Origin of the sequence: Vibrio sp. F13, from assembly GCF_020806305.2 — a bacterium.
GTDB classification, from domain to species: domain Bacteria; phylum Pseudomonadota; class Gammaproteobacteria; order Enterobacterales; family Vibrionaceae; genus Vibrio; species Vibrio crassostreae_C.
Window position 1 is genome coordinate 2710882 of record NZ_CP170175.1, and the last position, 22200, is coordinate 2733081.

The 22200-nt window shown below is 45.0% G+C and carries 15 protein-coding genes and 2 tRNA genes; 9 read left to right on the top strand and 8 right to left on the bottom strand.

What is annotated here, in order from left to right; genetic code table 11:
- Positions 1-36 precede the first annotated feature (36 nt).
- Positions 37-1887, bottom strand: a complete 1851-nt coding sequence (gene sppA / locus LMH68_RS12615; protein WP_229647119.1) for a signal peptide peptidase SppA — start codon at positions 1885-1887, stop codon at positions 37-39.
- A 279-nt stretch (positions 1888-2166) separates the two neighbouring features.
- Here sppA and LMH68_RS12620 point away from each other — a divergent pair, with 279 nt between their 5' ends.
- The 3 genes from LMH68_RS12620 to LMH68_RS12630 all read left to right on the top strand — a co-directional run bounded on the left by LMH68_RS12620 (position 2167) and on the right by LMH68_RS12630 (position 7042).
- Positions 2167-4176, top strand: a complete 2010-nt coding sequence (locus LMH68_RS12620) for an NADPH-dependent 2,4-dienoyl-CoA reductase (RefSeq protein ID WP_170967980.1) — start codon at positions 2167-2169, stop codon at positions 4174-4176.
- Between the two features lie 207 nt (positions 4177-4383).
- The gene (locus LMH68_RS12625; RefSeq protein WP_017059376.1) at positions 4384-4932 is read left to right on the top strand and encodes an NAD(P)H nitroreductase; all 549 of its coding nucleotides are present in this window, start codon (positions 4384-4386) and stop codon (positions 4930-4932) included.
- A gap of 115 nt (positions 4933-5047) precedes the next feature.
- Entirely contained in the window at positions 5048-7042 is a 1995-nt protein-coding gene (locus tag LMH68_RS12630; RefSeq protein ID WP_229647118.1) for a DNA topoisomerase III, read from the top strand.
- Positions 7043-7060: 18 nt separating this feature from the next.
- On the opposite strand, the gene LMH68_RS12635 is transcribed toward LMH68_RS12630, so the two are convergent.
- Positions 7061-8092 carry a DUF3080 domain-containing protein gene (locus LMH68_RS12635; RefSeq protein ID WP_229647117.1) on the bottom strand — a complete coding sequence of 344 codons (1032 nt, stop codon included), beginning with the start codon at positions 8090-8092 and terminating at the stop codon, positions 7061-7063.
- Positions 8070-8756 carry an SDR family oxidoreductase gene (locus tag LMH68_RS12640; RefSeq protein ID WP_017063446.1) on the bottom strand — a complete coding sequence of 229 codons (687 nt, stop codon included), beginning with the start codon at positions 8754-8756 and terminating at the stop codon, positions 8070-8072. The genes LMH68_RS12635 and LMH68_RS12640 overlap by 23 nt, the downstream gene beginning before the upstream one ends.
- 262 nt (positions 8757-9018) lie before the next feature.
- On the opposite strand from LMH68_RS12640, the gene LMH68_RS12645 reads away from it, so the two are divergent.
- Both LMH68_RS12645 and LMH68_RS12650 read left to right on the top strand, forming a co-directional pair.
- Positions 9019-9939: a histone deacetylase gene (locus tag LMH68_RS12645; protein WP_136973525.1), complete on the top strand. Its 921-nt coding sequence runs from the start codon at positions 9019-9021 to the stop codon at positions 9937-9939.
- Between the two features lie 192 nt (positions 9940-10131).
- Positions 10132-12258: a methyl-accepting chemotaxis protein gene (locus LMH68_RS12650; protein WP_229647116.1), complete on the top strand. Its 2127-nt coding sequence runs from the start codon at positions 10132-10134 to the stop codon at positions 12256-12258.
- Positions 12259-12333: 75 nt separating this feature from the next.
- Here LMH68_RS12650 and LMH68_RS12655 read toward each other — a convergent pair.
- The 4 genes from LMH68_RS12655 to LMH68_RS12670 all read right to left on the bottom strand — a co-directional run bounded on the left by LMH68_RS12655 (position 12334) and on the right by LMH68_RS12670 (position 15135).
- A tRNA-Ser gene (locus LMH68_RS12655) sits at positions 12334-12424 on the bottom strand.
- Positions 12425-12842: 418 nt separating this feature from the next.
- A tRNA-Ser gene (locus LMH68_RS12660) sits at positions 12843-12933 on the bottom strand.
- 137 nt (positions 12934-13070) lie between these two features.
- Positions 13071-14879, bottom strand: coding sequence for a DUF3413 domain-containing protein (locus LMH68_RS12665; RefSeq protein WP_017065981.1), 1809 nt, complete (start codon positions 14877-14879; stop codon positions 13071-13073).
- Between the two features lie 28 nt (positions 14880-14907).
- The gene (locus LMH68_RS12670) at positions 14908-15135 is read right to left on the bottom strand and encodes a YejL family protein (protein ID WP_004734063.1); all 228 of its coding nucleotides are present in this window, start codon (positions 15133-15135) and stop codon (positions 14908-14910) included.
- 84 nt (positions 15136-15219) lie between these two features.
- Between LMH68_RS12670 and yejK the strand changes: the two genes are divergently transcribed.
- From yejK to LMH68_RS12685, 3 genes are all read left to right on the top strand, one after another.
- Positions 15220-16224, top strand: coding sequence for a nucleoid-associated protein YejK (gene yejK, locus LMH68_RS12675; protein ID WP_017061190.1), 1005 nt, complete (start codon positions 15220-15222; stop codon positions 16222-16224).
- A 105-nt stretch (positions 16225-16329) separates the two neighbouring features.
- Positions 16330-17730, top strand: a complete 1401-nt coding sequence (locus tag LMH68_RS12680; RefSeq protein WP_229647115.1) for an Hpt domain-containing protein — start codon at positions 16330-16332, stop codon at positions 17728-17730.
- A 76-nt stretch (positions 17731-17806) separates the two neighbouring features.
- On the top strand, positions 17807-18985 hold the full coding sequence (locus LMH68_RS12685) for a chemotaxis protein (RefSeq protein ID WP_229647114.1): 1179 nt from the start codon (positions 17807-17809) through the stop codon (positions 18983-18985).
- 104 nt (positions 18986-19089) lie between these two features.
- Here the strand turns inward: LMH68_RS12685 and nhaC are convergent, their stop codons facing one another.
- Complete coding sequence (gene nhaC, locus LMH68_RS12690; RefSeq protein ID WP_017063453.1) at positions 19090-20526, bottom strand: Na+/H+ antiporter NhaC; 1437 nt, start codon at positions 20524-20526, stop codon at positions 19090-19092.
- A 500-nt stretch (positions 20527-21026) separates the two neighbouring features.
- Between nhaC and asd the strand changes: the two genes are divergently transcribed.
- The gene (asd, locus tag LMH68_RS12695) at positions 21027-22145 is read left to right on the top strand and encodes an aspartate-semialdehyde dehydrogenase (protein ID WP_229647113.1); all 1119 of its coding nucleotides are present in this window, start codon (positions 21027-21029) and stop codon (positions 22143-22145) included.
- Positions 22146-22200 lie beyond the last annotated feature (55 nt).

Genomic DNA, 22200 nt, shown 5'->3' on the forward strand with positions numbered 1-22200 from the left:
AGAGGCACCCCTTAGTTATTGAGTTATTGGCTCAACTTATTGAACTTGGCAATTTAAGCAGAAAGCGTATCGGCCTTGTGGGTCGTTAAAGTTGCCTAACAGCTGGCTATCTTGAGCTAACTGCTGAGTAACAGGCTGTAAACTGCTTGGTATCATCGACTGAATATCAAGGCCTATCGATATCTGAACTTGGTTCATAAATTCTTGAATAAATTGTTCAGTGGCCGAAAGTGGCTCTTCTACCCAGTAGATGTTGTAACTTTCAAGCTCTGCAAGTGAAGCCGCAGCTGCAACCGCATCATCGAAATCACCAATCTCATCGACTAAGCCTTTCTGAATCGCATCTTGACCTGTCCAAACTCGACCTTGAGCAATCTTGTCGACAGAATCGACTTCCAGACCGCGATTTTCTCCAACTAGGCTGATGAATCGGCGATATCCGTTTTCAATGCCCATTTGGAACGCGTCTTTCGCGCCATCGCTAAGTCCAGTTGTAATACCAAGACCAGAGAAAGGTGAGGTGCCAACGCCATCCGTGTAAACACCAATATCATTCAGCCCTTTTTCGAAGGTCGTGATAACACTAAAGATACCAATCGAACCCGTTAGTGTGGTTGGTTGAGCTAGGATCTTATCCGCACCCATCGAGATCCAGTAACCACCCGAAGCAGCAAGGCTCGACATCGACACAACAACCGGTTTACCCGCTTGCTTGATCGCTTCTATTTCATTACGGATAACTTCAGAAGCAAAGGCACTGCCACCTGGGCTATCGACACGAAGTACAACCGCTTTCACTTTATCGTCGTTACGTGCTTGGCGCAGTAGGGCTGCTGTGGTATCGCCGCCAACGGTGCCACGTGGTTGCTTGCCATCCATAATTGCGCCGCTCGCTACAATCACGGCAACGTCGTGTGATTCACTAGTCATGTTTGGAAGCATGGTTGTACGGTATTCGTAGTAACCAAACGCGTTGTAGCTGTCTTGGCCGTCACTGCCGAAAACATCGGCAAGCTCTAGTCGAACTTGCTGGCGTGTCGCTAGCTCATCCACTAAGCCAAGTTTCTCGGCCAGTTTTGCAATGTCACCGTCCACAGACTCAAGTTCTTTCAAGAAGGTGTCCATGCTTGGGTTCAGTGTCTTAGCGTCTATTTGACGGTTGTTGCTGACGTCATCAACGTACGCACCCCATAGTTGGCTTAACCAACGAGAAGCGGACTCTTTCGCTGCGTCTGACATGTCATCACGAATGAAAGGTTCGATAGCTGACTTATAAGTGCCTACACGGAACACGTGCGTGTTGACGTCTAGTTTCTCTAACAACGTTTTGTAGTAAAGCGAGTAAGCGCTATAGCCTTTAAGAAGAACCCCACCATCTGGTGACAGGAATACCTTAGTTGCGTAGCTGGCTAGGTAGTATTGGCTTTGGTTGTAAAAGTCACCCACCGCATAAATCGGTTTGCCTGATGCTTTGAACTCATTCAATGCTTTAGCAATGTAGCGCAGCTTGGTCAGGTTGGTTTCTGGCAGCTCTTTGAGAGCTAAAACGATACCAGTAACCTTGTCATCGTCTTTTGCGTAGCGAATCGTTTCAACGATATCAAACAGGATGTTCTCTTTTGGAAGGTCTTTGCCAAGTAGTGAACCTGTGACCGAATCCATCGGATTGATATAGCGGCTTTGTTCCACAATAGGGCCAGACAGATTAAGCACTAAAGCCGAATCCTGAGGAACCGTCGGTTGAGCCGTATCTGAATGGAAGTACACAAAGTAGATGATGGCGATACTGAGTAAAAAGACTAGGTTAACCAGCGCAAGACGTACAAACGTAATGAGCTTCCAAATCCCTTTAAAGAACATGCCTATAAATTTGAATATTTTTTTCATTCTGTCTCCGCAGTGAGATCACGTCGCTTTAACAAGCCGTAGTACCATTAATCTCAATAATATGAACTGCTTAGTATCCTACGATAATTCCCAAGCTCAAACTACACCAAGAATTGTTAATCGATATATATTCTCATTAAGTGTAGTCAAATTAAGGGCTTCTGAACGATTAATACGTGCAGCATTATGATCGGTGTTACAAAAATGTAAACGGCTGTTTGAACTTTTGGTGATTGAACTATACTGTGGTCAGACCACAAGGATAAAATAATAGAAGTGATGTCTGCCATGTACCCACATTTACTTGAACCACTCGATCTTGGATTTACCCAGTTACGTAACCGTGTATTGATGGGATCAATGCATACAGGTTTAGAAGAAAATAAAGAAGGTCTCCACAAACTCGCCGCGTTTTATGAAGAGCGAGCAAAAGGAGGCGTTGGCCTTATTGTTACCGGTGGTTTCTCTCCTAATTTACGTGGCAGATTAACCCCATTTAGTGCTGAATTCAGTAAAGTAAAGCACGCTAAAGCGCACCAAGTTGTTACCGAAGCCGTCCACAAGCACGGCGGTAAAATTGCGCTTCAATTGTTGCATGCAGGTCGTTATGCGATGCACCCATTTGCGCAAAGTGCGTCTGGCATTAAAGCGCCTATCGCTAAGTTCGCTCCAAGTGAGATGAGCCCTCGTCAGATTAAAAAGACCATTGGTGCCTTTGCCAACAGTGCCGAACTCGCCCAAGTCGCGGGTTACGACGGCATTGAGATTATGGGATCTGAAGGTTACTTGATTAACCAATTCATCTGTAAACGTACCAATATGCGTTACGACGAATGGGGCGGTTCTTATGAGAAGCGCATGCGTTTCCCGCTGGAGATTGTTAAATCGATTCGCGAAGCAGTGGGTGACGACTTCATTATTATTTTCCGACTGTCGATGCTGGATTTGGTTGAGCAAGGCAGCACCTTTGAAGATGTTGTTCTATTGGCTCAAAAGCTGGAAGAAGCAGGCGTGACTATTATCAATACCGGCATCGGTTGGCATGAAGCGCGTGTTCCGACTATCGCGACACAAGTACCACGTGGTGCATTCTCTTGGGTGACGGAAAAAGTGAAACCATACGTGTCGATCCCAGTGGTGACATGTAACCGAATTAATACGCCAGAAGAGGCCGAACGTATTCTTAGCTCTGGGCAGGCTGATATGGTGTCTATGGCGCGTCCATTCTTGGCAGACCCGGATTTTGTTAATAAAGCAGCTCAAGACCAAGCTCAGTTCATCAATACCTGTATCGGTTGTAACCAAGCTTGCCTTGATAACGTGTTTAAAGGTAAACGTGCGAGCTGTTTGGTGAATCCACGCGCTTGTTACGAGACTGAAATTGTTGTTCAGCCAGCGCAAGCGACTAAGACCATTGCGGTTGTCGGCGCAGGCCCAGCCGGTTTAGCCTGTGCAACGACTTTAGCTCAGCGTGGGCATAAGGTTGACTTGATTGAGAAAAATGACCGTATCGGCGGTCAGTTTAGATTGGCAATGCAGATACCGGGCAAAGAAGAGTTCAGAGAAACGATTCGTTATTTTGCTAACCAAATCGATGCATCCGGCGTGAATCTGAAACTGGATACGGAAGCAACGTTTGAGATGTTGTTGAAGTACGATGAAGTGGTGATGGCTGCTGGCGTAGAGCCAAGAAAGCTCGATATTGAGGGCATTGACCAAGAAAACGTGGTCGATTACCAAACCTTGATTCGCGAAAAGACACCAGTAGGCGAAAAGGTCGCGATTGTTGGTGCTGGTGGTATCGGTGTCGATGTGGCAACCATGCTCACCGAGCCGGCGTCACACAGCCTAGATGATTGGCTGCATGAGTGGGGCATCGATAAGAACATGGAACACCCAGGTGGTTTGTATCCTTACCCGGATTCATTCAGCGATAAAACGGTGTGGGTGATGCAGCGTAAAGCGGGTCGTGTTGGTAAAGGTCCGGGCAAAACTACAGGCTGGATTCACAAACGCACACTAGAAAAACGCGGTGTTAATCTACTGGGTGGCGTGAGCTACAACAAGATTGATGACCAAGGTCTGCATATCAGCGTTGGTAAGAAAGAGCAGGTGCTGGATGCTGACTCGGTTATCGTATGTGCAGGTCAGGTGTCAGTTCGTCCATTCGAAGACATGTGGCAAGAGTTTGGTGGCAAACTGCATGTGATAGGCGGCGCCGATTACGCGGGTGAATTGGATGCAGTACGCGCAATTCGTCAAGGTGTTGAGCTAGCGATTAAGTTATAGAATCAGCTATCAAACTGTAATCTTATCAGTAGATATTGTTACTTAATTTGCTGAGTTAGATTTTGAACAAGGCTCCTAAGTCATAGATTTAGGAGCCTTTATTGTTTCTAATCTAGCCTAAATGGACAGCCGTTGAGATTTATTATCGTTTGTATTCTGTGCTAAAGTTCAAGTATACAAATAATAAAGAAATAGTAAGGACTTCAAATGGATGCTTTGGATCTATTGCTCAACAGACGCTCAATCGCAAAACTCTCTGATCCGGCACCTGAAGGTGTGGCGTTAGAAAACATCATCAAAGCAGGGCTGCGTGCTCCAGACCACGGTGCACTAACACCATGGCGCTTTGTTATCGCGCAAGGTTCAGGCCTACAAAAGCTTTCAGACATCTTGGTGCGCGCCGCTGAAGCGGATGACAGCGAAGAAGCGGTTATCGAGAAAGTAAAAAAAGCGCCGTTCCGAGCTCCGATGGTGATTACTGTGATTGCCAAAGTAACTGAGCACGAGAAAGTGCCTGCTATCGAACAACATCTGTCTGCGGGTTGTGCTGCACAGGCGATGCAAATGGCCGCAGTCGCACAAGGTTTCCAAGGCTTTTGGCGCTCAGGTAAATGGATGTTCCACCCAGAAGTACACCAAGCATTTGGCCTAGAAGGCGACGATGAAATTGTTGGCTTCCTATACCTAGGCACTCCAGGCTGTACACCAATGAAAGTGCCAGAGCGCGACTTCTCTAAGTTCGTTGAGTTTTTATAAAGAAAGCTGAAGCTTGAATAGTGGAATGCTAACTGTATAAACAACCAGTTTTTCTTGATTTATTAGAGCCACATTAGATAATGTGGCTCTAATTGTTTGTAGCATCTGGAAAAACATGTCTCGCCTTATTATTGCTGAAAAACCAAGCCTCGGCCGCGCGATCGCCGCTGCACTACCTAATCCACAAAAGAAAGACCAAGGGTTTATCAAATGTGGCAATGGGGATGTGGTGACTTGGTGTATTGGACACTTATTGGAGCAGGTTGAGCCAGATGCTTATGATGATCGTTATAAGAAGTGGAATTTAGCCGATCTTCCTATTCTGCCAGAGCAATGGCAACTAAGACCTCGTAAGACGTCAAGCAAACAGCTCACGGTGATCCGAAAGCTATTGAAGGACGCCACTCAAATTGTTCACGCCGGAGACCCGGATAGAGAAGGGCAGTTGCTGGTTGATGAAGTGATTGATTACTGCAAAGTCTCTAAGGCTAAGAAAGAGTCGATGGACAGGCTACTGATCAGCGACTTGAACTTACCTGCCGTAAAACGTGCACTTTCTCAAATGCGCAGCAACCGTGACTTTATTCCGCTTTCTATTTCCGCATTAGCGCGCTCTAGAGCCGATTGGCTGTATGGCATGAACATGACTCGTGCTTATACCTTACTCGGTCAAAAGGCTGGCTACCAAGGTGTGTTGTCGGTCGGGCGAGTACAAACGCCTGTACTTGGTTTGGTGGTAAGGCGCGATGAAGAGATCGAAAACTTTATTCCGAAAGATTACTTCACTTTGCACGCTTTGATCCCTTATCAAAATCACGGCCAGAGCTTTGATATTCGTGCGCGTTGGAAGCCAAGCGAAGCATGTAAACCATGGCAAGATGAAGAAGGGCGCGTGCTCAATCGAAAGCTGGTTGAGAATGTGGCTAACCGAATTGCGAATCAACCCGCGACGGTGACGGAATCAGAGCAAAAGCAAAGTAAACAAGCTGCGCCACTGCCTTACTCGCTGTCAGCTTTGCAGATTGATGCGTCTAAGCGTTTTGGTATGAGTGCTCAGCAGGTGTTAGACACGTGTCAGTCATTGTACGAGAAACACAAACTCATCACTTACCCACGTTCTGATAGCCGCTATTTGCCTAAAGAGCACTACTCACAGCGAGAGTCGATCGTAGACGCTATCGCTAACAATGCCAAAGAGCTGCAAAGTGGTGCTCAAGGTGCGGATCTTTCTCTTAAATCCAAAGCATGGAACGACAGTAAGGTCGATGCTCACCACGCAATAATTCCAACACCGAAGAAATCATCGGTGAACGGCCTGTCTGCCAACGAGATGAAAATCTATCAGCAAATCGCTCGCCAGTATCTAATGCAGTTCTACCCACCTGCCGTTTTTGCCGATGCTAAGCTGGTCTTTGATATAGCTGGTGGCGTGTTCATTGCGAAAGGACGTCAGCTTATCAACCCCGGCTGGAAGGTGTTGATGGGCAAAACAGACACCGAAGAGAAAGGCGATGGCACGGATACGGTTCCACCGTTGGAGAAAGGAACCGTGTTGACGTGTCGTGAAGGCGTGATTGGTGATAAGAAAACGGAACCACCAAAGCACTTCACGGAAGCGACGTTGCTTCAAGCGATGACAGGTATCGCGCGTTTTGTTGCTAACAAAGACCTCAAAGCCATTTTGAAAGAGACCGATGGCCTTGGTACTGAAGCAACCCGTGCAGGCATTCTAGATACCCTTTTCAAAAGACAACTGCTAACGCGCCAAGGTAAGAGTATTCATAGTAGCCCTGCGGGCAGAGGCTTGATTCATGCTTTACCTGAGGACTCTACCTTCCCAGACATGACGGCACACTGGGAGCACCAGCTGCAAGGCATGGCAGAACGAAATCAAGCTTATCAGCCTTTCATGCAAGCGTTAGAAAGCAAGATTGATGGTTTGATGGGCAAGGTAAAAACCGGCGAAGTTCCTGAGTCTCTACGTCATCTTCCTAAAGTCGAAAGACCAGCTTTTAAACGCCGTAAAGGCGGTGGTGCGAAGAAGTCTTATGCCAAGACAGGTACGTATGCTAAGAAAGGTACTTCCGCTAAGAAGGGCACTAAAAGCTAAGATTTATTGAGGTTAGGATTAACGTCCGACTTTACGGCCACAACGTTTAAACAGCTGCTGCCAATAGTCGACATGGCGACGAGTTGATGCTCGAAAAGCTTGATGTGCATCTTGAATGGGAAAGTAATAACTGTGCAGTTCAGGTTGCGCGTCAAACATTCCTAGTTGCGGGGCTAATTGCTGATAGTAGCCATCCAGCTGCGCCATGTAGGGCTGAACCTTGCCTATGTATTGTTGCTCGAATACATTGTTGAGATAACGAAACTTAGTGGTGTCTCGCTGCTTGCCGCAGATGATGTTGCCATCAAAAGTAGTGAGTTGCTTAGTAATGGTATCTAGCTCTGCCGAAGCACGAGCCAGCGAATAGTATAAATCTCCGAGCGTTGAACTCTTCTCTAGTACTTCTTGAACCTCAGTGGTTTTGCCGGAAACGAGCGATGTGTTTAACGCTTGATTGATGTGTTCTAACGCATCACTGGTTTGTCGTACCTGATCGCCTATATCAGCGCGTAACCACTGACTACCCCGCATTTGTGACTGCATAGCATCGCTGGCATAGATGAGATTCCATTGATGCAGTGGAAACTGTGCGAGTTTCTGTTGCTCAATTTCTCTTAGTAATTCTACGATCTCTGGGTCTAATTCATTACTGGATAAACATTTGCCCACGCCTTCAAGTAGCGCGACTTGATAATCGTAATTACGAAACTCATCCGCGACCTTGCCCAGAACCGAATTTCTTTCTGCAATCAGATTGAACAATCCACACTGACGAAGCTGGTAGCTGTCGATGAGGCCGATAGAGAGTGAGGGCACGTCAAGCAGCAGTTCTCGTTTTCTCGGTAGGCTTTCAAATTCCCATTCCTCTATTATCTCGTCAGCATCTTGTACTCTGGCTATCTTTGTTTGATAGTCGTCGAACAAGTCGCCGGGGCCATCACTGAAACAGCCAGCTAGCATCACTGTTAGACAAAACAGCGTTGAGTGCTTAACTAGGTTTGAGAGATGCCCTGCATTCATCTGTGGATTACCAGTCAATTTCGCTGCCATCGAAATTGAAGAAGTGACCACTCACTTCGGTATTCGCTGACTCGATGACTTCAATCAGGCCGGAAGCTGAAGTGTCGGTGTCGATCAGAGCATTAGGGCCACCCATTTCAGTCTGCACCCAACCTGGATGCAGTGCTAACACCGTAAAGCCATCATCGGTTAAGTCGTTGCTTAGGCTCTTCACCACGGAGTTTAGAGCGGCTTTAGAGGAGCGATAGATGTAACCGCCGCCTGAGGTGTTCTCTGACATACTGCCGACTCTAGAGGATAAACAAGCGACCTTTTTGATATCGCTGTCTTTGAGTAAAGGCAATAGCGTTTCGACAAGCTTTAGTGGAGCGATGGTGTTGACTTCGAATACACGACGCCACTCTTCAACATCGGTATTACCCAGCCCGTAGCCTTTAGGGCCATAGTAGCCAGCGTTGTTGATCAAGATATCAATCGACTTTATTTGCGAAGGGAGTTGGCTTACTGCTTGGTAATCGGTTATCTCTAATTGAATACAGGTAAGGTTGGTGTTGTGGTCTGCGAGTGAGAGCAGTTCTTTTGCTGAATTGTCATCACGATAAGTCGCGTACACCTTGTGATTACTTTCCAAGTATTGTCGAGTCAGGCTTAAGCCAATGCCGCGGTTCGCTCCAGTAATAAAAATAACGCTCATGGTGATTCCTTTTCAGTTCAATTAGTTAAGTTTGATGGCTTAACACGAGAAAATCAACGCTCCACCAACTGGCCATTAGCATTCCTACAAAAATCATTACTGCTGCCGCTGAGCCGCAGATCACCCCAAAGATGAGTATTACGTTTTTCATTATGGTCTCTACTTTATAATTAATAACAATGATAACCATTATCATTAATTAAGGTTGTCGCCAAGTTTGAGGCTGTTATGATTTTGAGAAAGATACGCAATTAGCCTGATTATGATTCCTTTAATTTACCACCCAATCTATTCACAGTTACCTTTACCAGAAGGTCATCGCTACCCAATCAACAAATATCAGTTGTTGCATAGTGCTGTTGAGGCGCTGATGAATAGCGAACCTCGATGGAAGTGCAAGTTTGAAGTGTGCCAACCAACGCCGGTTTCGGTTGAGCAAGTAAAACAGGTACATGATAGCGAATATGTTGATTTGCTCGTGTCTGGTAAGTTACCTGCAGCAAAGATGAGACGTATCGGTTTCCCGTGGAGCGAGCAACTTATCGAAAGAACACTCTACTCAAGTGGTGGAACCTGCTTGGCCGCTGAAATGGCAATAGAGACTGGTTTAGCGATTCATTTGAGTGGTGGTTATCATCATGCGCATCATGATTTTGGAAGTGGCTTTTGTTTGTTGAACGATTTGGTTTTAGCGGCAAAACACGCGCTGACCTTTGAACATATCGATAAAGTGCTGATCGTTGATAGCGACGTTCATCATGGTGATGGCACAGCAACTCTTTGCCAAGACAACGACGACATCATTACTCTGTCGTTCCACTGCGATAAAAACTTCCCTGCACGAAAGCCGCTATCCGATTTAGATGTGCCATTAAGTCGTGAAACAGAAGATGAAGAGTTCCTACGTTGTTTTGAACAAGTCACTAAGTTAGCGATTGCTCACCATCAACCTGATCTGATTATTTATGATGCGGGGATAGATATTCATCAAGACGATGAACTGGGTTATTTGAATGTCTCGACACAAGGGATATTTGAGCGCGACTGTTTCATGATTGAATTAGCGAAATCTGAGTCTATTCCGATGGCTTGCGTAGTCGGTGGCGGGTACCGCACTAAACACCAAGATCTGGTGCCGATTCACATGCAGCTGTTAAAAGCGGCCTATCATGTTCACGGTTAACCTCTCAAATTAGCGGCTGATAGTTCATTGAAATGATGGTGTGAAATAAGCGCCTTTTGCACCATAAAAGACACGCTTGCACCATTGTGACTCATATAAAGTACTTTTTTATTAATTAGTTACGTATTTGTGTGGTTAATTGTGGTCTGTAAATTGCTTGACCCATGTGTCTATAAAAACACAAGGGATAAAATGAACCTGACGGACAAGGAACGTAGTTGGCTTAATTGGTTTGGCGCAACAGGAAAACTGGCTATGCGCAGAGCTTGTTTCCTCAATCGAAGTAGGACGGAGGAGCTTGAACAAGCTTTTGAAAGTATTGCTCACACGCGAGTTCAACTTCTGCATAACTGGGTCAAGAATCAATGGGACTTTTTAGAAGACTCTGCTGTTTATTTGGCAAGTCGAACGGAAGAGCAAGCACAGGGGACGTTATCTAGCCTTCTTAAACGCAGTACGGATTTTTCTGAGTTGGCGATCGTCGATGCTAAGGGGATAGCACAAGCATCGAGTTATCAGGAGCATGTAGGGGTTAACCTTGGAGACAAGAAGGCTTTAGTTGAAGGGGCTTCAAAGCGTTATCTGCATGGGCCGTATATGGATCAGCGCACGTTGAACGTAGGGGCTTCGAGTTCATCGTTTCATGACCAAGTAACGCTGATGTTTTATGTCCCCTTTTCTCGGGATGAAGGGGCGCCGCAATTCCTATGTGGTCGTGTTCCAAATGATGTTATTGGTGACATTATTCAAAGAGAAGCGGGGCATATTTATAGCGAGTCGGGTGATAACTATATCTTTATGGTCGACTCCATTCATGATCCTCATACTCAGCCGGGTGTTGCGCTCTCTCGTTCTCGCTTTGAAGATAATACCTTTTCACACGGCGAGAACTTAAAGCAAGGGGTTCATACTGATTGGGGAACGGTTAAGATCCAGCACCACACCGAATTTGAGATTCGCTTTACAGACCCAGCCACTAATCAGCTTCACCCAGGCGTAAGAGAAACCATTAAAAATGGCAATAACTTGTTTATTGGTTATCCGGGGTATTCTGACTATCGCCACATACCCGTTATTGGCAAAGGTATCACTTTTCAATTGGATGGTTCACCAGATACCTTTGGCATGATGTGTGAGTCCGATTTAGAAGAGGTCTACAGAGACCGAAGTCTAAGTTATACCTTATCTAAGCACTTTATCAGCTGCATGCTACTGCCTCTATTTGTTCCATTACTGTTTGCCAACCTTTATACACTCACACCTTTTATGCAGAGTGGCATTATGTTCGCTTGCGCGTTGCTTTCATTGGGCTTATTCCGTTTAGTTAGCGCCAAACCACTAGCGAAGAAGATTCATGAAATGACCGGGGTAATGCAGACCTTAGCTGAAGGTGATGGCAACTTAAGTCGGAGACTTGATCCCACCACATTCAGTCATAATGAACTTGGCAACTTAGGGCGCTGGACTAACAGTTTTATCGACAATTTAGATAACACGGTGAGTGAGTTGATCCATGCGAGTCACGAAGTTAGAGAGGTTTCGGAATCGATGTTTCGTCGCAGTGTCGTGATGAAGCAAACCAGTGATGATGCATCACAAGCGTTAAGCAATATGCTTCAGTTGAGTCAGTATCAACAGAGCGAAATTACTCATGCGAGTGTCTCAGCAACGCAAATGGACACGGTGATGAAACAAGCCGTCCTGAGCGCAGAGAAGGAGTACAATCAGTCCGTCGAAGGCATGGAGATTGTTCGCAATATCGTAGAAAGCTCGGCGCATAGCGTGAATGAGGTGAATAATGAAATGACTAAGGTGTCTGACATTATAGATATCATTACTGACATTACCGCGCAGACTAACCTTTTGGCCTTGAATGCGGCCATTGAGTCGGCAAGAGCAGGTGAACACGGGAGAGGGTTCTCTGTCGTCGCTTCTGAAGTAAGAACTCTGGCTGACCGAACTTCACAAGCTGCTAACCATATTAGTGACCTAATGAAAGAGCTGCATAGTAAGTCTCGCAGTGCTGTTGAGTCCATGGAGCGAGGTGTCGAGAATGTGAGTAAAGGAAACTTAACAGTCGACTCAAATGCTCGCAGTGAGCAAATTCAATCAGCGGTGAGTGACCTCTTTACCACGATGTCTAACTTAGATGAAAACAGTCAGAAAAATGGACAAACGGCAGATAAAGCCCAACGTTCAATATCTGACTTACAACTGTCTACTAAGCAACTCGCACGTCGAGTGTCCTTGATGGGCAATGCATTGAGCCGTTTAGACCAATTGATTGGGCGTTTTGAAGTGAGCCGAAAGGTGGCGTAGTGGAAAATACGTAAGTTCTTTACGCAAACGCCAGATACAAAAAAGCCGCTGATTTCTCAGCGGCTTTCTTTAAAGTGGTGGAGGGATAGGGATTTGAACCCTAGAACCGCTATTAACGGTTGCCGGTTTTCAAGACCGGTGCTTTCGACCACTCAGCCATCCCTCCAGTGGCGCGTATAATATAAGGGTGGCTTTCGCTTGTAAATACCCTTATTAACTGACTGCTTTTTTTATGAACGCTTTTTGGTATTTTTGTTCTGAATGATTATTTATTGTTCGGTTTATTAAGAAGCCGACAAAATCTAATATTCAATAAGCCAAGTATTCCCAACTTTTGTTATACGTGAAGTGTTTCTGTGCTATTAAAAAAGAAAGTATCTAATTGGCTTGCAGGTAAAGTTATGAGGGGAGTGGCTTAGGCGCATGAACTTTTAGTTTAGAACGGTGAGATTGGAATTTAAAACTAGGTATAAAGTGAATGGGTTTGAAACTGGGACTGTAGAGAGTTTTGTTAGATGAGCTTTATATTTTAAAAAGCTTCAGATGCAAAAAAGCCGCTGATTTCTCAGCGGCTTTCTTTAAAGTGGTGGAGGGATAGGGATTTGAACCCTAGAACCGCTATTAACGGTTGCCGGTTTTCAAGACCGGTGCTTTCGACCACTCAGCCATCCCTCCAGTGGCGTGAATAATATAAGGGGTGGAGGATCTTGTAAACCCTTAATTTTCATAATTTTGTTTTGTTGCTTGTTTTCTAATCATTCACGGCAATAAAAAGGGAAGCCATTGGCTTCCCTTTGCTGTTTGCTGATTATTTAGTCATTTTTTGTGTAGAAACGCTGTAGCTCTGTCAGGCCTTGCATCAACACAGGTAAGCGAGGGCTTACGTTTTTCAGGCGCTTGTAATTTTGGTCGTACAATTTGTAGTTACCAAATTTATCCAACACCGTTGTTTGCTGGTCAGTAACAAGAGCAAGTTCACGAGAGTCGCCCGCGAGAATCCACTTTCTGTTACGTTCATTAAACAGGCTGCGACCACTACTGAAATCTGTTGGGTTCGAAGATACACCCAATAGCTCTTGCATCAGTGTTACTGACACGTCTAGATGACTAGAACGGTGGGTGTATTCAGAAGCAGACTTGCCAGGCCAGCTGATAAACAGTGGTACTTGTAACTGATAACGACTGTAGTTGGAGTTTGCACCCCAGCTGTTGGTTTTGGTTTCGTTAAACTCAGTACCGTGGTTAGAGGTAATGATAACCACCGTGTTATCGGCAAGCTCTAAGCGTTCCAGTTCAGCGTAGATAGTTGCTAGCTGAGCATCGGCCGCTGTCGCCGACTTTTGATAGTCTGCTGCAAAACGCTCTGCTGTCGTTAGCGTAGAGTCCGACTCTGAACTTGAATCGTAGCTGGCGAAGTTATCCAGTGTGGTTAATTCAATAAAGTTAAACCAAGGGCGTTTAGCTTGCGGTGATTGAATCCAGTTAGACCAAGCTTTTATGGCACTCTGGTCATCATAAGTTGCTTGCTCTGGCATCACATCACGGCCTCGGAAGATGATATCCGAGTACAGTGCATCACTAAAGTTGTCGCCACTGAAAGCAGCGAACTTGTAATCGTGATTCTCTAAAACATCGAGCAATACTGCGCTTGACCCCTGAGCTTCAATGCTGCTTGCGTAGCTGCTCGGTAGGCCGTAGAACAAGCCAAAAATACCAAACATATCGTTACTTGAACTGTAGTGGTTGGTGAAGTTGATCGACTGTTGTGCGTAGGCATAGCTGTTTGGCATCGCTGTCGCATTAAGAGCGTCAGAGCGAAGGTTGTTCACACTCACCATCAGGATATTAAGATCATCACTGCGGCGGTTGTATTGAATTTTTTCTAGCGGGTAGCTAACTAGGTTTACATTCTCTTTGTTCGCTTCTAAACGCTCAAGGTACTCTTCACGGTCTAATAGGCCATGTTTTTCCATAAAGCTTTTCGCTGTCATTGGGTAAGACAGTGGGAAGTTCGCTTTCTGGCTAGTAATTGGGTTATAGAAGTACGCATCAGCCCACATGTAGGTCAAGTGGCTGCTGATGAAACACAAGAAGAAGACGGCAGTAATCGGACGGCCAATGTGTTTATGAGACAGTTTACGCTGCTTACGCCAAACCCACTCAGATAGACCGAGTTGCAGCAAGAAGATAAGCGGCATAACAATGAAGAGGTGCTGCAAATCAGACGTGAATGCAGATTCCTCTCCACTGAATAAAACCTCCCACACGACAGGCGTCAGGTGGAGGTTTATATTTTGATACGTTTGGGTATCAATCAGTAGGACAGTTAAACCTATGGTCGCGAAGATAACGGCAACCAAACGTAATAACTTCCTCGACGGAAGAATAAAAGTGAGCGGGAACAGCACTAATAGATAGAGCGCGAACACTAAAAAGCCAAAATGACCAACCCACGATGCAGCCAAATAGAATTGGCCTAGCAAGGTTTCTGGCCAAGCAGATTGAGTAATATAACGAGTACCAATCAACATCGCAGCAATGATGTTGAAAAATGCAAACCAGTGACCCCAACCAACCAGTCGAGATACACGATCGCTATATGAGTTTGCGCTGTCTACCATTTATAATTCTTTTATCCGTCAATCAAATTTAGTGAGACTTTTTATCTTCAAGAGAAGAAATTAAAGCCTCGGCAAATTTTTCAGCAATTCCTTTGCGTTGTGAAGCAGCAACATTCTGATTTAAGACATTGGTTGCGATATTTCCAGCGATCATCAGTGAAAGTTCTGGCGAAGCTTTGTGCTTAGTTAGTACAGCACCTACTTCAGCTAGGATTTTTTCAACTTGATCATCTGTGTATTTAGATATAATCGGCATAAGGACTCTAATAATGATAGTAAAAGCGGCTTATGATAACCTACTATGCACGACAACTGAAACCTGAACGGTAATATTTTCACTATGAGCCTTCACCTTTCCAACGTAATTTTACACCAGCTGAGCAAGAACGATCAGGATGAGCTGATTGTTAACTATCGTGCTGAATCTCTAGAAAACGATGCTTCATCTGAAAGCCTAGTTGCTGAACTTCACCGTGTTTTTAATTCAAAAGCAGGCAAAGGGTTTGGTTCTTTCAAATCTGACAGCGAATTCCAGCAGTGGTTGCATCAACTTCGTGCTGGTGAGACAAACTTTTACGATTTTTCTCAAAAGAGTGCGCAACGTCTAAAAGACGAACTATCAAAGTACCCATTCGCTGACGAAGGTATCTTGGTAATGGCTGAATATCAGTCACTTGCAACAGATTACCTTTTCATTGGTTTATTGCCTTCAAACCAAAGCCTAAAGGTAACTGAAGGGCTTGATATTAGTGCGACTGACTACCTTGATATCTCAAAAATGGATATCGCGGCTCGTCTAGACCTTTCAACTTATGAGACTGATAAAGAGTCAAACCGTTACTTAACTTACATTAAAGGACGTGTTGGCCGTAAAGTCGCGGATTTCTTCTTAGATTTCTTACAAGCTGAAGTTGGTTTGGATGCGAAACAGCAGAACCAAGTACTGATGCAAGCGGTAGAAGACTTCGTTTCTGACTCTAAATTAGAGAAAGAAGAAGCGATCAGCTACAAAAAGCAGGTTGCGGATTACTGTAACGAGCAGCTTAAAGCGGGCGATGAAGTACAAGTTCGTGAACTTTCTGGTGAGTTGCCAGCAAGCACAGATGGCACAAGCTTCTTTGACTATACTAGTGAGCAAGGCTACGAGTTAGAAGACAGCTTCCCAGCCGATCGCGCAACTATGCGTAAACTAACAAAATTTGTTGGTGCTGGTGGCGGTTTGAATGTTAGTTTTGATAGTCTGCTTCTAGGCGAACGTATCTTTTACGATCCGGAGACAGACACGCTAACGATTAAAGGCACTCCACCGAACTTACGTGACCAACTGACTCGCAATAAGTCATAGTCCGAAGTTAACGGATAAAAGCGGCAGCAGGACGTTGTCGCTTATTTTGTGCTTAATCTTTTAGCTACGGTCATGGCTTCAAGTTAACACGCACAAGGAATATAGATGGAACAATCAGTAGCAAAGCCCAAACGCTTTAAAAAACCAGCCACCTTTTTGGTTGTGCTCTTGGCTCTGTGGTTACTTCCTTCATTGGCTCTTCTTAATCTAAGCCGTTCCTACACCAATTCTCTAGCTCAAATCGAAGAGCTCGGTATTCGAGTCAACGAATTGAGGCAATCGCTTTATTTCTCAGAACCGCTTCGAGTCTCTCGTATCAATGATCTCGCACTCGATGCTCAGTTGGTTTATTCGATCCGACTGCAGATTGAATCTGATTTCCAACACGCCTTGTTTCGTCCTGATGTCAACCAACTGTTGTACGTAGCTGATCAGTTCCTAGAAAAGTTCGATGAGTTCATTCCAATAGAAAGCCAAGTTCAAGACATCGTTGATAACATTAAGATCTTGCGTGCTGATAAAGAGCTTTCCCCTCAGCTAAAACCGCTCCTCAACGAATTCGGTGTTGTGGTATTTGAAGCCATGTATTCTGAAAATCAAAGTTCGTCAGCGACTTATCGCGCCTTTGATTCCATTCTAGAAAAATCTTATTCCTTAGAAAACGAAGAACAAGATGCACTCCAACAACTACTGGCTGATGCGTCAGCATTGTTGAGTGATTACGCTCAGCTTAACTATTTGGTTGATAAGATTAAGAAAAACTCAGTAAATGAACAGATCATAAAACTCGAAGCTGAGTTCCATGATCGTCAATTCAACCTATTGTTGGTGATGCTAGGCTTAAGCTTGGTGGCGATGAGCGGGATAGTGTTTTGGGGCGTTAGGTCCACAAAAACGATGAAAGAAGCAGACCAAGAACTCAGCTCTGAACTAGAAATTAATTCAAGTAAGGAAGACGCTTCTTATAGCGATGTTGTTTCCTCAGCAGTGAAACAAGCAGATAGTGACGCTTATGTATCCGAGAACAGGCCAACGCGCCAGTCTTCCGCCTCTCAACCTATGCAGAGCGTTAACGTTACAAGCCAACCCGTTGTACAAGACTCTATTCAGCAAGCCTCTGAGCAGGCACCAGTAGTCGAGAAACACGTTGCCAGTGTCACAGATTCAAAGCCTGCGATTGATATTGAAGACATGTTAGAAACGCTCGATGGTGACGCTGAGTCTGTCGAACTCTTGCTTGGTGTGTTTGTACAAGACCACGCAGGTGACTACGAGAAGTTTAAGTCTTTGCTGACCAAAGATGAAACCACCGCTGCTCGCATTGTACATAGCTTAAAAGGTGTGGCTGGCAGTATTAAAGCGTCTCGATTAGCCATCATTGCCGCAAGTATTGAAATGACAATGAAGCAGTCCAGAGCGATCAGTGAACATGATTTAGCTGAATTAGAGAAGGCCATAAAAGCCTCTGTGGATTCTGCTCATGAATATTTAGACAGTCAGCGTTAACTTTTACAGGATTTTTGACAATACTCTGACGAAGCGCTCATACAATCCGCGCCCTTAGTCTTTGTCAGAGGTTTATATGTTACGAGTTTCGAGTCGAAGTTGGATGGTGTTGGTGCTTAGCATTGTGCTAAGTGGTTGTTCTCTCTTAGAAGTTAAGTTAGATAGTCAAACGACGCCTCTCACTCAACAAGAGTTAAATGCTCGGATCATGACGCGTGAATACGCCAAGATGTTCTTTACACGAGTAGAAGACTCAGCCGATCTCATCGCGCAATCTTACCCTGCTGATGACACCTTACATCAATCTTATGTGTTGCTTTGGAAGATCCATGCAGAGCAGGGTTTACAACAAGCGGCTTACCAAACTTCCCCTATGTCTGCGTTAATTGATTCGTGGGTTTTCACTGCTCAAATGAATCAGTTTTATAGCCAAGGCGATGGCGCGGATCTGTTCGTGACGGATAATGCAGTAGAGACAGCTCGTTTTCTTGATCAAGAAGCCGAGAAGCTGGCAAAGGGTGTATTGAGCTCGAGTGATTTCAAAAACAGCAAAGCGTTCGTTGCGCAGTTTGCTGCTAGCCACCCATTTAAAGACCTCACATTCAGAAGCACACCTGCTTACCGTGAATGGCTAAGTTACCTTGGTAAAGACGAATCGCAAATCGTTCAGAGCTTAGGCACCATGCCAGAAGCCATGAGTGACGCATCTGATCGTTTAAGCCTTATGGCTGACCAGACACCGAAACTGATGTCGTGGAAGGCGGAGCTGGTTGCATTAAATAGCTCACTAACGGGTGAAGACCTATCGATGACGCTGGAAAGCCTTCGTCAAACATCAGAAAGCATGCAAGACTTCATTGAGAACAACCCGGAGTACATGCAAACACTGGCTTCTATTATGTCGACAGAAATGCAGCCTCTACTCAACGATCTTAGCGACAAGACAGACCAAAAATTAGCAATGCTCACTGAAGAGCGTGTGGCATTAGAAAAAATGGTGACACGTGAGAGAGAAGCTCTGGTAGAGATGATTGCGAAAGAGCGCATCGAGATTGCCGGCATTGTGACTTCAGAAAGAGAACTGTTCACGCAAGACCTTGATCGTGTCTCTCAAGAGGTGGTGGTACTGGCGATTGATAAACTGATGGAGTTAATCAAAGGTGTGATTATTTACTTCATCTTGTTTATCTTAGTGGTGTTCTTTGCACCGTTAGGCATCGGTTACTGGTTGGGTAAACGAACCGCCAAGAAATAGATAAATAAGTAAATCAGCAGATCAAAAAAGAGCGCTCTAGGGCGCTCTTTTTGCATTTATCCATTAACGTTTTGAGTTACGTTCGAAAGCGTTAGCTCCTGAACTTAAGCTTGTTGCTTGCTTAACTCGGTCGCTTCTTCAGCTTCAAACGCTGGTGCTGTTGGTTCACACTTATCAACGAACCAACCCATGTAAGATGTCACGATAGTCACGATGATACAGATGAAGCTTAACCACATGAAGGGTGCGTAAGACAGCGTCGCAACACCAAGAATACTCGCCATGTAGATACCGTTATCACTCCAGGGAACCATACCCGACGTTAGCGTGCCACCAAACTCAGCATTACGAGATAGGTTCTTACGCTTGTAGCCTAAACGGTCGTAGTTTTTCGCACAGATTTTTGGCGTAAGGATTAACGATACGTACATTGCAGAACCGAACACGTTACCCATGAAGGCCGTACCAATTGTGCTCGTCGCTAGTGAGCCTGCGCTGTTTACGCGGCGCTCAAACACCTTAGCGATTGTCTCTAGTACGCCCACTTTATCCAGTAAGCCACCGAAACCTAGACCAAATACGATAACCGCAACTGAACCTAGCATTGAAGACATGCCGCCACGGTTAAGAATCGAATCAATAAACTCTACGCCAGATGAGATTGAGAACGGTGCCCAAGCAGTGTTGAATGCCGTTAGGAAGTCGATATCTTGGATCATGACTGCCCAGATAATACCCAGCAGAGAACCAAAACTGATGACCGGGAATGAAGGCATACGGAAAGCCAACAGACCAAGCACGATAAGTACCGGAACGAATGAGTAAGGCGTGATGTAGAACTGAACTTCCATTGCTTTGATTACAGAGTCTACTTGGCTCATGTCAACGTTGCCCGCGTAGTGGAAACCAAACGCAGTAAACATGATGCCTGTAATCACGTAGCTGATTAACGCAACTGGAAGCATGCCCTTGATGTGTTCAACCACTTCAACACCAGACATTGAAGAAGCCAGAATCACTGAATCAGAAAGAGGAGACATCTTGTCACCGAAGTAACAGCCTGACAGCACGGCACCTGCAGTAATCGGTGCTGGAACACCTAGGCCTTGGCCGATACCCATCATCGCGATACCTGCTGTACCCGCAGCACCCCAAGAAGTACCGGTCGCCAATGCAGTTAGAGAACAGATGATCATGGTCGCTAAAAGGAAGATAGAAGGGTGGATAGCTTTCAGACCATAGTAAATGATAGTAGGTACGATCCCGCCTGAGATCCAAGTACCAACAAGAGCGCCAACGGCTAAAAGTATTAAAACCGCGCCTAAGCCATTGGATATTCCTTTGAGTGCTGCTTTTTCTAAGTCTTTGTATTGGTGTCCAAGACGAATACCAAGAACCATGATAATGAACCAGCCAATATACAAGGCAAGTTGAATTGGAAGGTCAAGCTTTGCAGTAAAGGAAAAAGCAAGGGATAGAAATAGTCCTAACGCGATGAATACCTGCAATAGGTTCGGTAGGCGAGTTTTACTCTGCTTCATAAAAGCCTCTTGTGATTTCGAGCATTTATAGTGCTTCGTTATAGTGTGTGGTGCAAAACGGACACTACAGTAATTAGTTTATTATATCGAAAAAATACGCCCAAGTTGTGATATTTGACTGTTAACTCAATCAATTGTGGTTTCATAATCTAAATTTTTGTTACATTCATGATTGTTACATGTTGAAATCTGTCGCACGTTGTTTTCGTTTTGTAAAATAAAACTCTGATTAACCTTGGTTTAAAAGAGGGATTTACTGTTTGTGATGAGCGTCGATTGAATCGACTTTGGCGATGTAAATGTTTGAATTTGACGATAATGGACGCTTAATCAATGAGGTGGAGATGGAATGTCGATACAGAGATAACTGCACGATTCATTACGTTCACTTAAAAGAAACGAAAAAGTTACACTTTTTGACAAAAAGCGCTTGAGTTCTGTTTCTGAAAAACTTATAGATGGGGGAGAGCAATTTTTAATTTATACATGGAGAGTGAGCGATGAGAGTAGGTCTAGTTGGTTGGCGCGGTATGGTTGGTTCTGTACTAATGCAACGTATGGTTGAAGAGAAAGACTTCGACTTGATTGAGCCTGTTTATTACAGCACATCTCAGATTGGTATTCCTGCCCCTGTTCTAGGTGGTAAAGATGCGGGTCCACTTCAAGACGCCTTTGATATTGATAGCCTAAAACAGCTTGATGCTGTGATTACCTGTCAAGGCGGCGATTACACATCAAAAGTATACCCAGCATTGCGTCAAGCAGGTTGGAAAGGTTACTGGATTGATGCGGCTTCTACCTTACGTATGGACGCTGATTCAATCATCACTCTTGATCCTGTTAACTTGGCTCAAATCCAGCAAGGCATTCACAACGGCACCAACACGTTCGTTGGTGGTAACTGTACTGTGAGCTTAATGCTTATGGCTTTGGGTGGCCTTTACGAGAAAGGTATGGTCGAGTGGATGAGTGCCATGACTTACCAAGCGGCTTCTGGTGCAGGTGCTAAGAACATGCGTGAGCTGATCTCACAAATGGGTGTGATCAACGATAGCGTAAGTTCAGAACTAGCAAACCCTTCAAGTTCCATCCTTGATATTGATAAAAAAGTCGCTGATACCATTCGTTCATCTTCATTCCCAACAGACCAATTTGGTGCTCCGCTTGCGGGCTCACTAATCCCTTGGATCGATGTGAAGCGTGAAAACGGTCAGAGTAAAGAAGAGTGGAAAGCAGGTGTTGAAGCGAACAAGATTCTTGGCCTAGATGGTCAGCCAATCCCGATTGATGGTACTTGTGTACGAATCGGTGCAATGCGTTGTCATGCTCAAGCACTAACAATCAAGCTTAAGCAAGACGTGCCAATGGACGAGATCGAAGAGATCATCGCGACGCACAATGATTGGGTTAAAGTGGTTCCTAATGACCGTGACATCACGGCACAGGAGCTAACACCAGCGAAAGTAACAGGCACTATGTCTGTACCAGTAGGACGTCTGCGTAAGATGTCTATGGGTAACGACTTCCTGAACGCGTTCACTGTCGGTGACCAATTACTTTGGGGTGCTGCAGAACCACTACGTCGTACTTTGCGCATTATCCTTGCTGAGAAAGCGTAACTGCCTCATTTTTGAGAATAATTAACGAAGAAGCGCCTTAGGGCGCTTTTTTTGT

Coding starts and splice junctions, on each gene's coding strand:
- LMH68_RS12685 (WP_229647114.1), top strand. CDS start 17,807: ATGTTACGAGTTTCGAGTCGAAGTTGGATGGTGTTGGTGCTTAGCATT.
- asd (WP_229647113.1), top strand. CDS start 21,027: ATGAGAGTAGGTCTAGTTGGTTGGCGCGGTATGGTTGGTTCTGTACTA.
- LMH68_RS12640 (WP_017063446.1), bottom strand. CDS start 8,756: ATGAGCGTTATTTTTATTACTGGAGCGAACCGCGGCATTGGCTTAAGC.
- sppA (WP_229647119.1), bottom strand. CDS start 1,887: ATGAAAAAAATATTCAAATTTATAGGCATGTTCTTTAAAGGGATTTGG.
- LMH68_RS12625 (WP_017059376.1), top strand. CDS start 4,384: ATGGATGCTTTGGATCTATTGCTCAACAGACGCTCAATCGCAAAACTC.
- LMH68_RS12650 (WP_229647116.1), top strand. CDS start 10,132: ATGAACCTGACGGACAAGGAACGTAGTTGGCTTAATTGGTTTGGCGCA.
- LMH68_RS12620 (WP_170967980.1), top strand. CDS start 2,167: ATGTCTGCCATGTACCCACATTTACTTGAACCACTCGATCTTGGATTT.
- LMH68_RS12645 (WP_136973525.1), top strand. CDS start 9,019: ATGATTCCTTTAATTTACCACCCAATCTATTCACAGTTACCTTTACCA.
- LMH68_RS12670 (WP_004734063.1), bottom strand. CDS start 15,135: ATGCCGATTATATCTAAATACACAGATGATCAAGTTGAAAAAATCCTA.
- LMH68_RS12665 (WP_017065981.1), bottom strand. CDS start 14,879: ATGGTAGACAGCGCAAACTCATATAGCGATCGTGTATCTCGACTGGTT.
- LMH68_RS12680 (WP_229647115.1), top strand. CDS start 16,330: ATGGAACAATCAGTAGCAAAGCCCAAACGCTTTAAAAAACCAGCCACC.
- yejK (WP_017061190.1), top strand. CDS start 15,220: ATGAGCCTTCACCTTTCCAACGTAATTTTACACCAGCTGAGCAAGAAC.
- nhaC (WP_017063453.1), bottom strand. CDS start 20,526: ATGAAGCAGAGTAAAACTCGCCTACCGAACCTATTGCAGGTATTCATC.
- LMH68_RS12635 (WP_229647117.1), bottom strand. CDS start 8,092: ATGGCAGCGAAATTGACTGGTAATCCACAGATGAATGCAGGGCATCTC.
- LMH68_RS12630 (WP_229647118.1), top strand. CDS start 5,048: ATGTCTCGCCTTATTATTGCTGAAAAACCAAGCCTCGGCCGCGCGATC.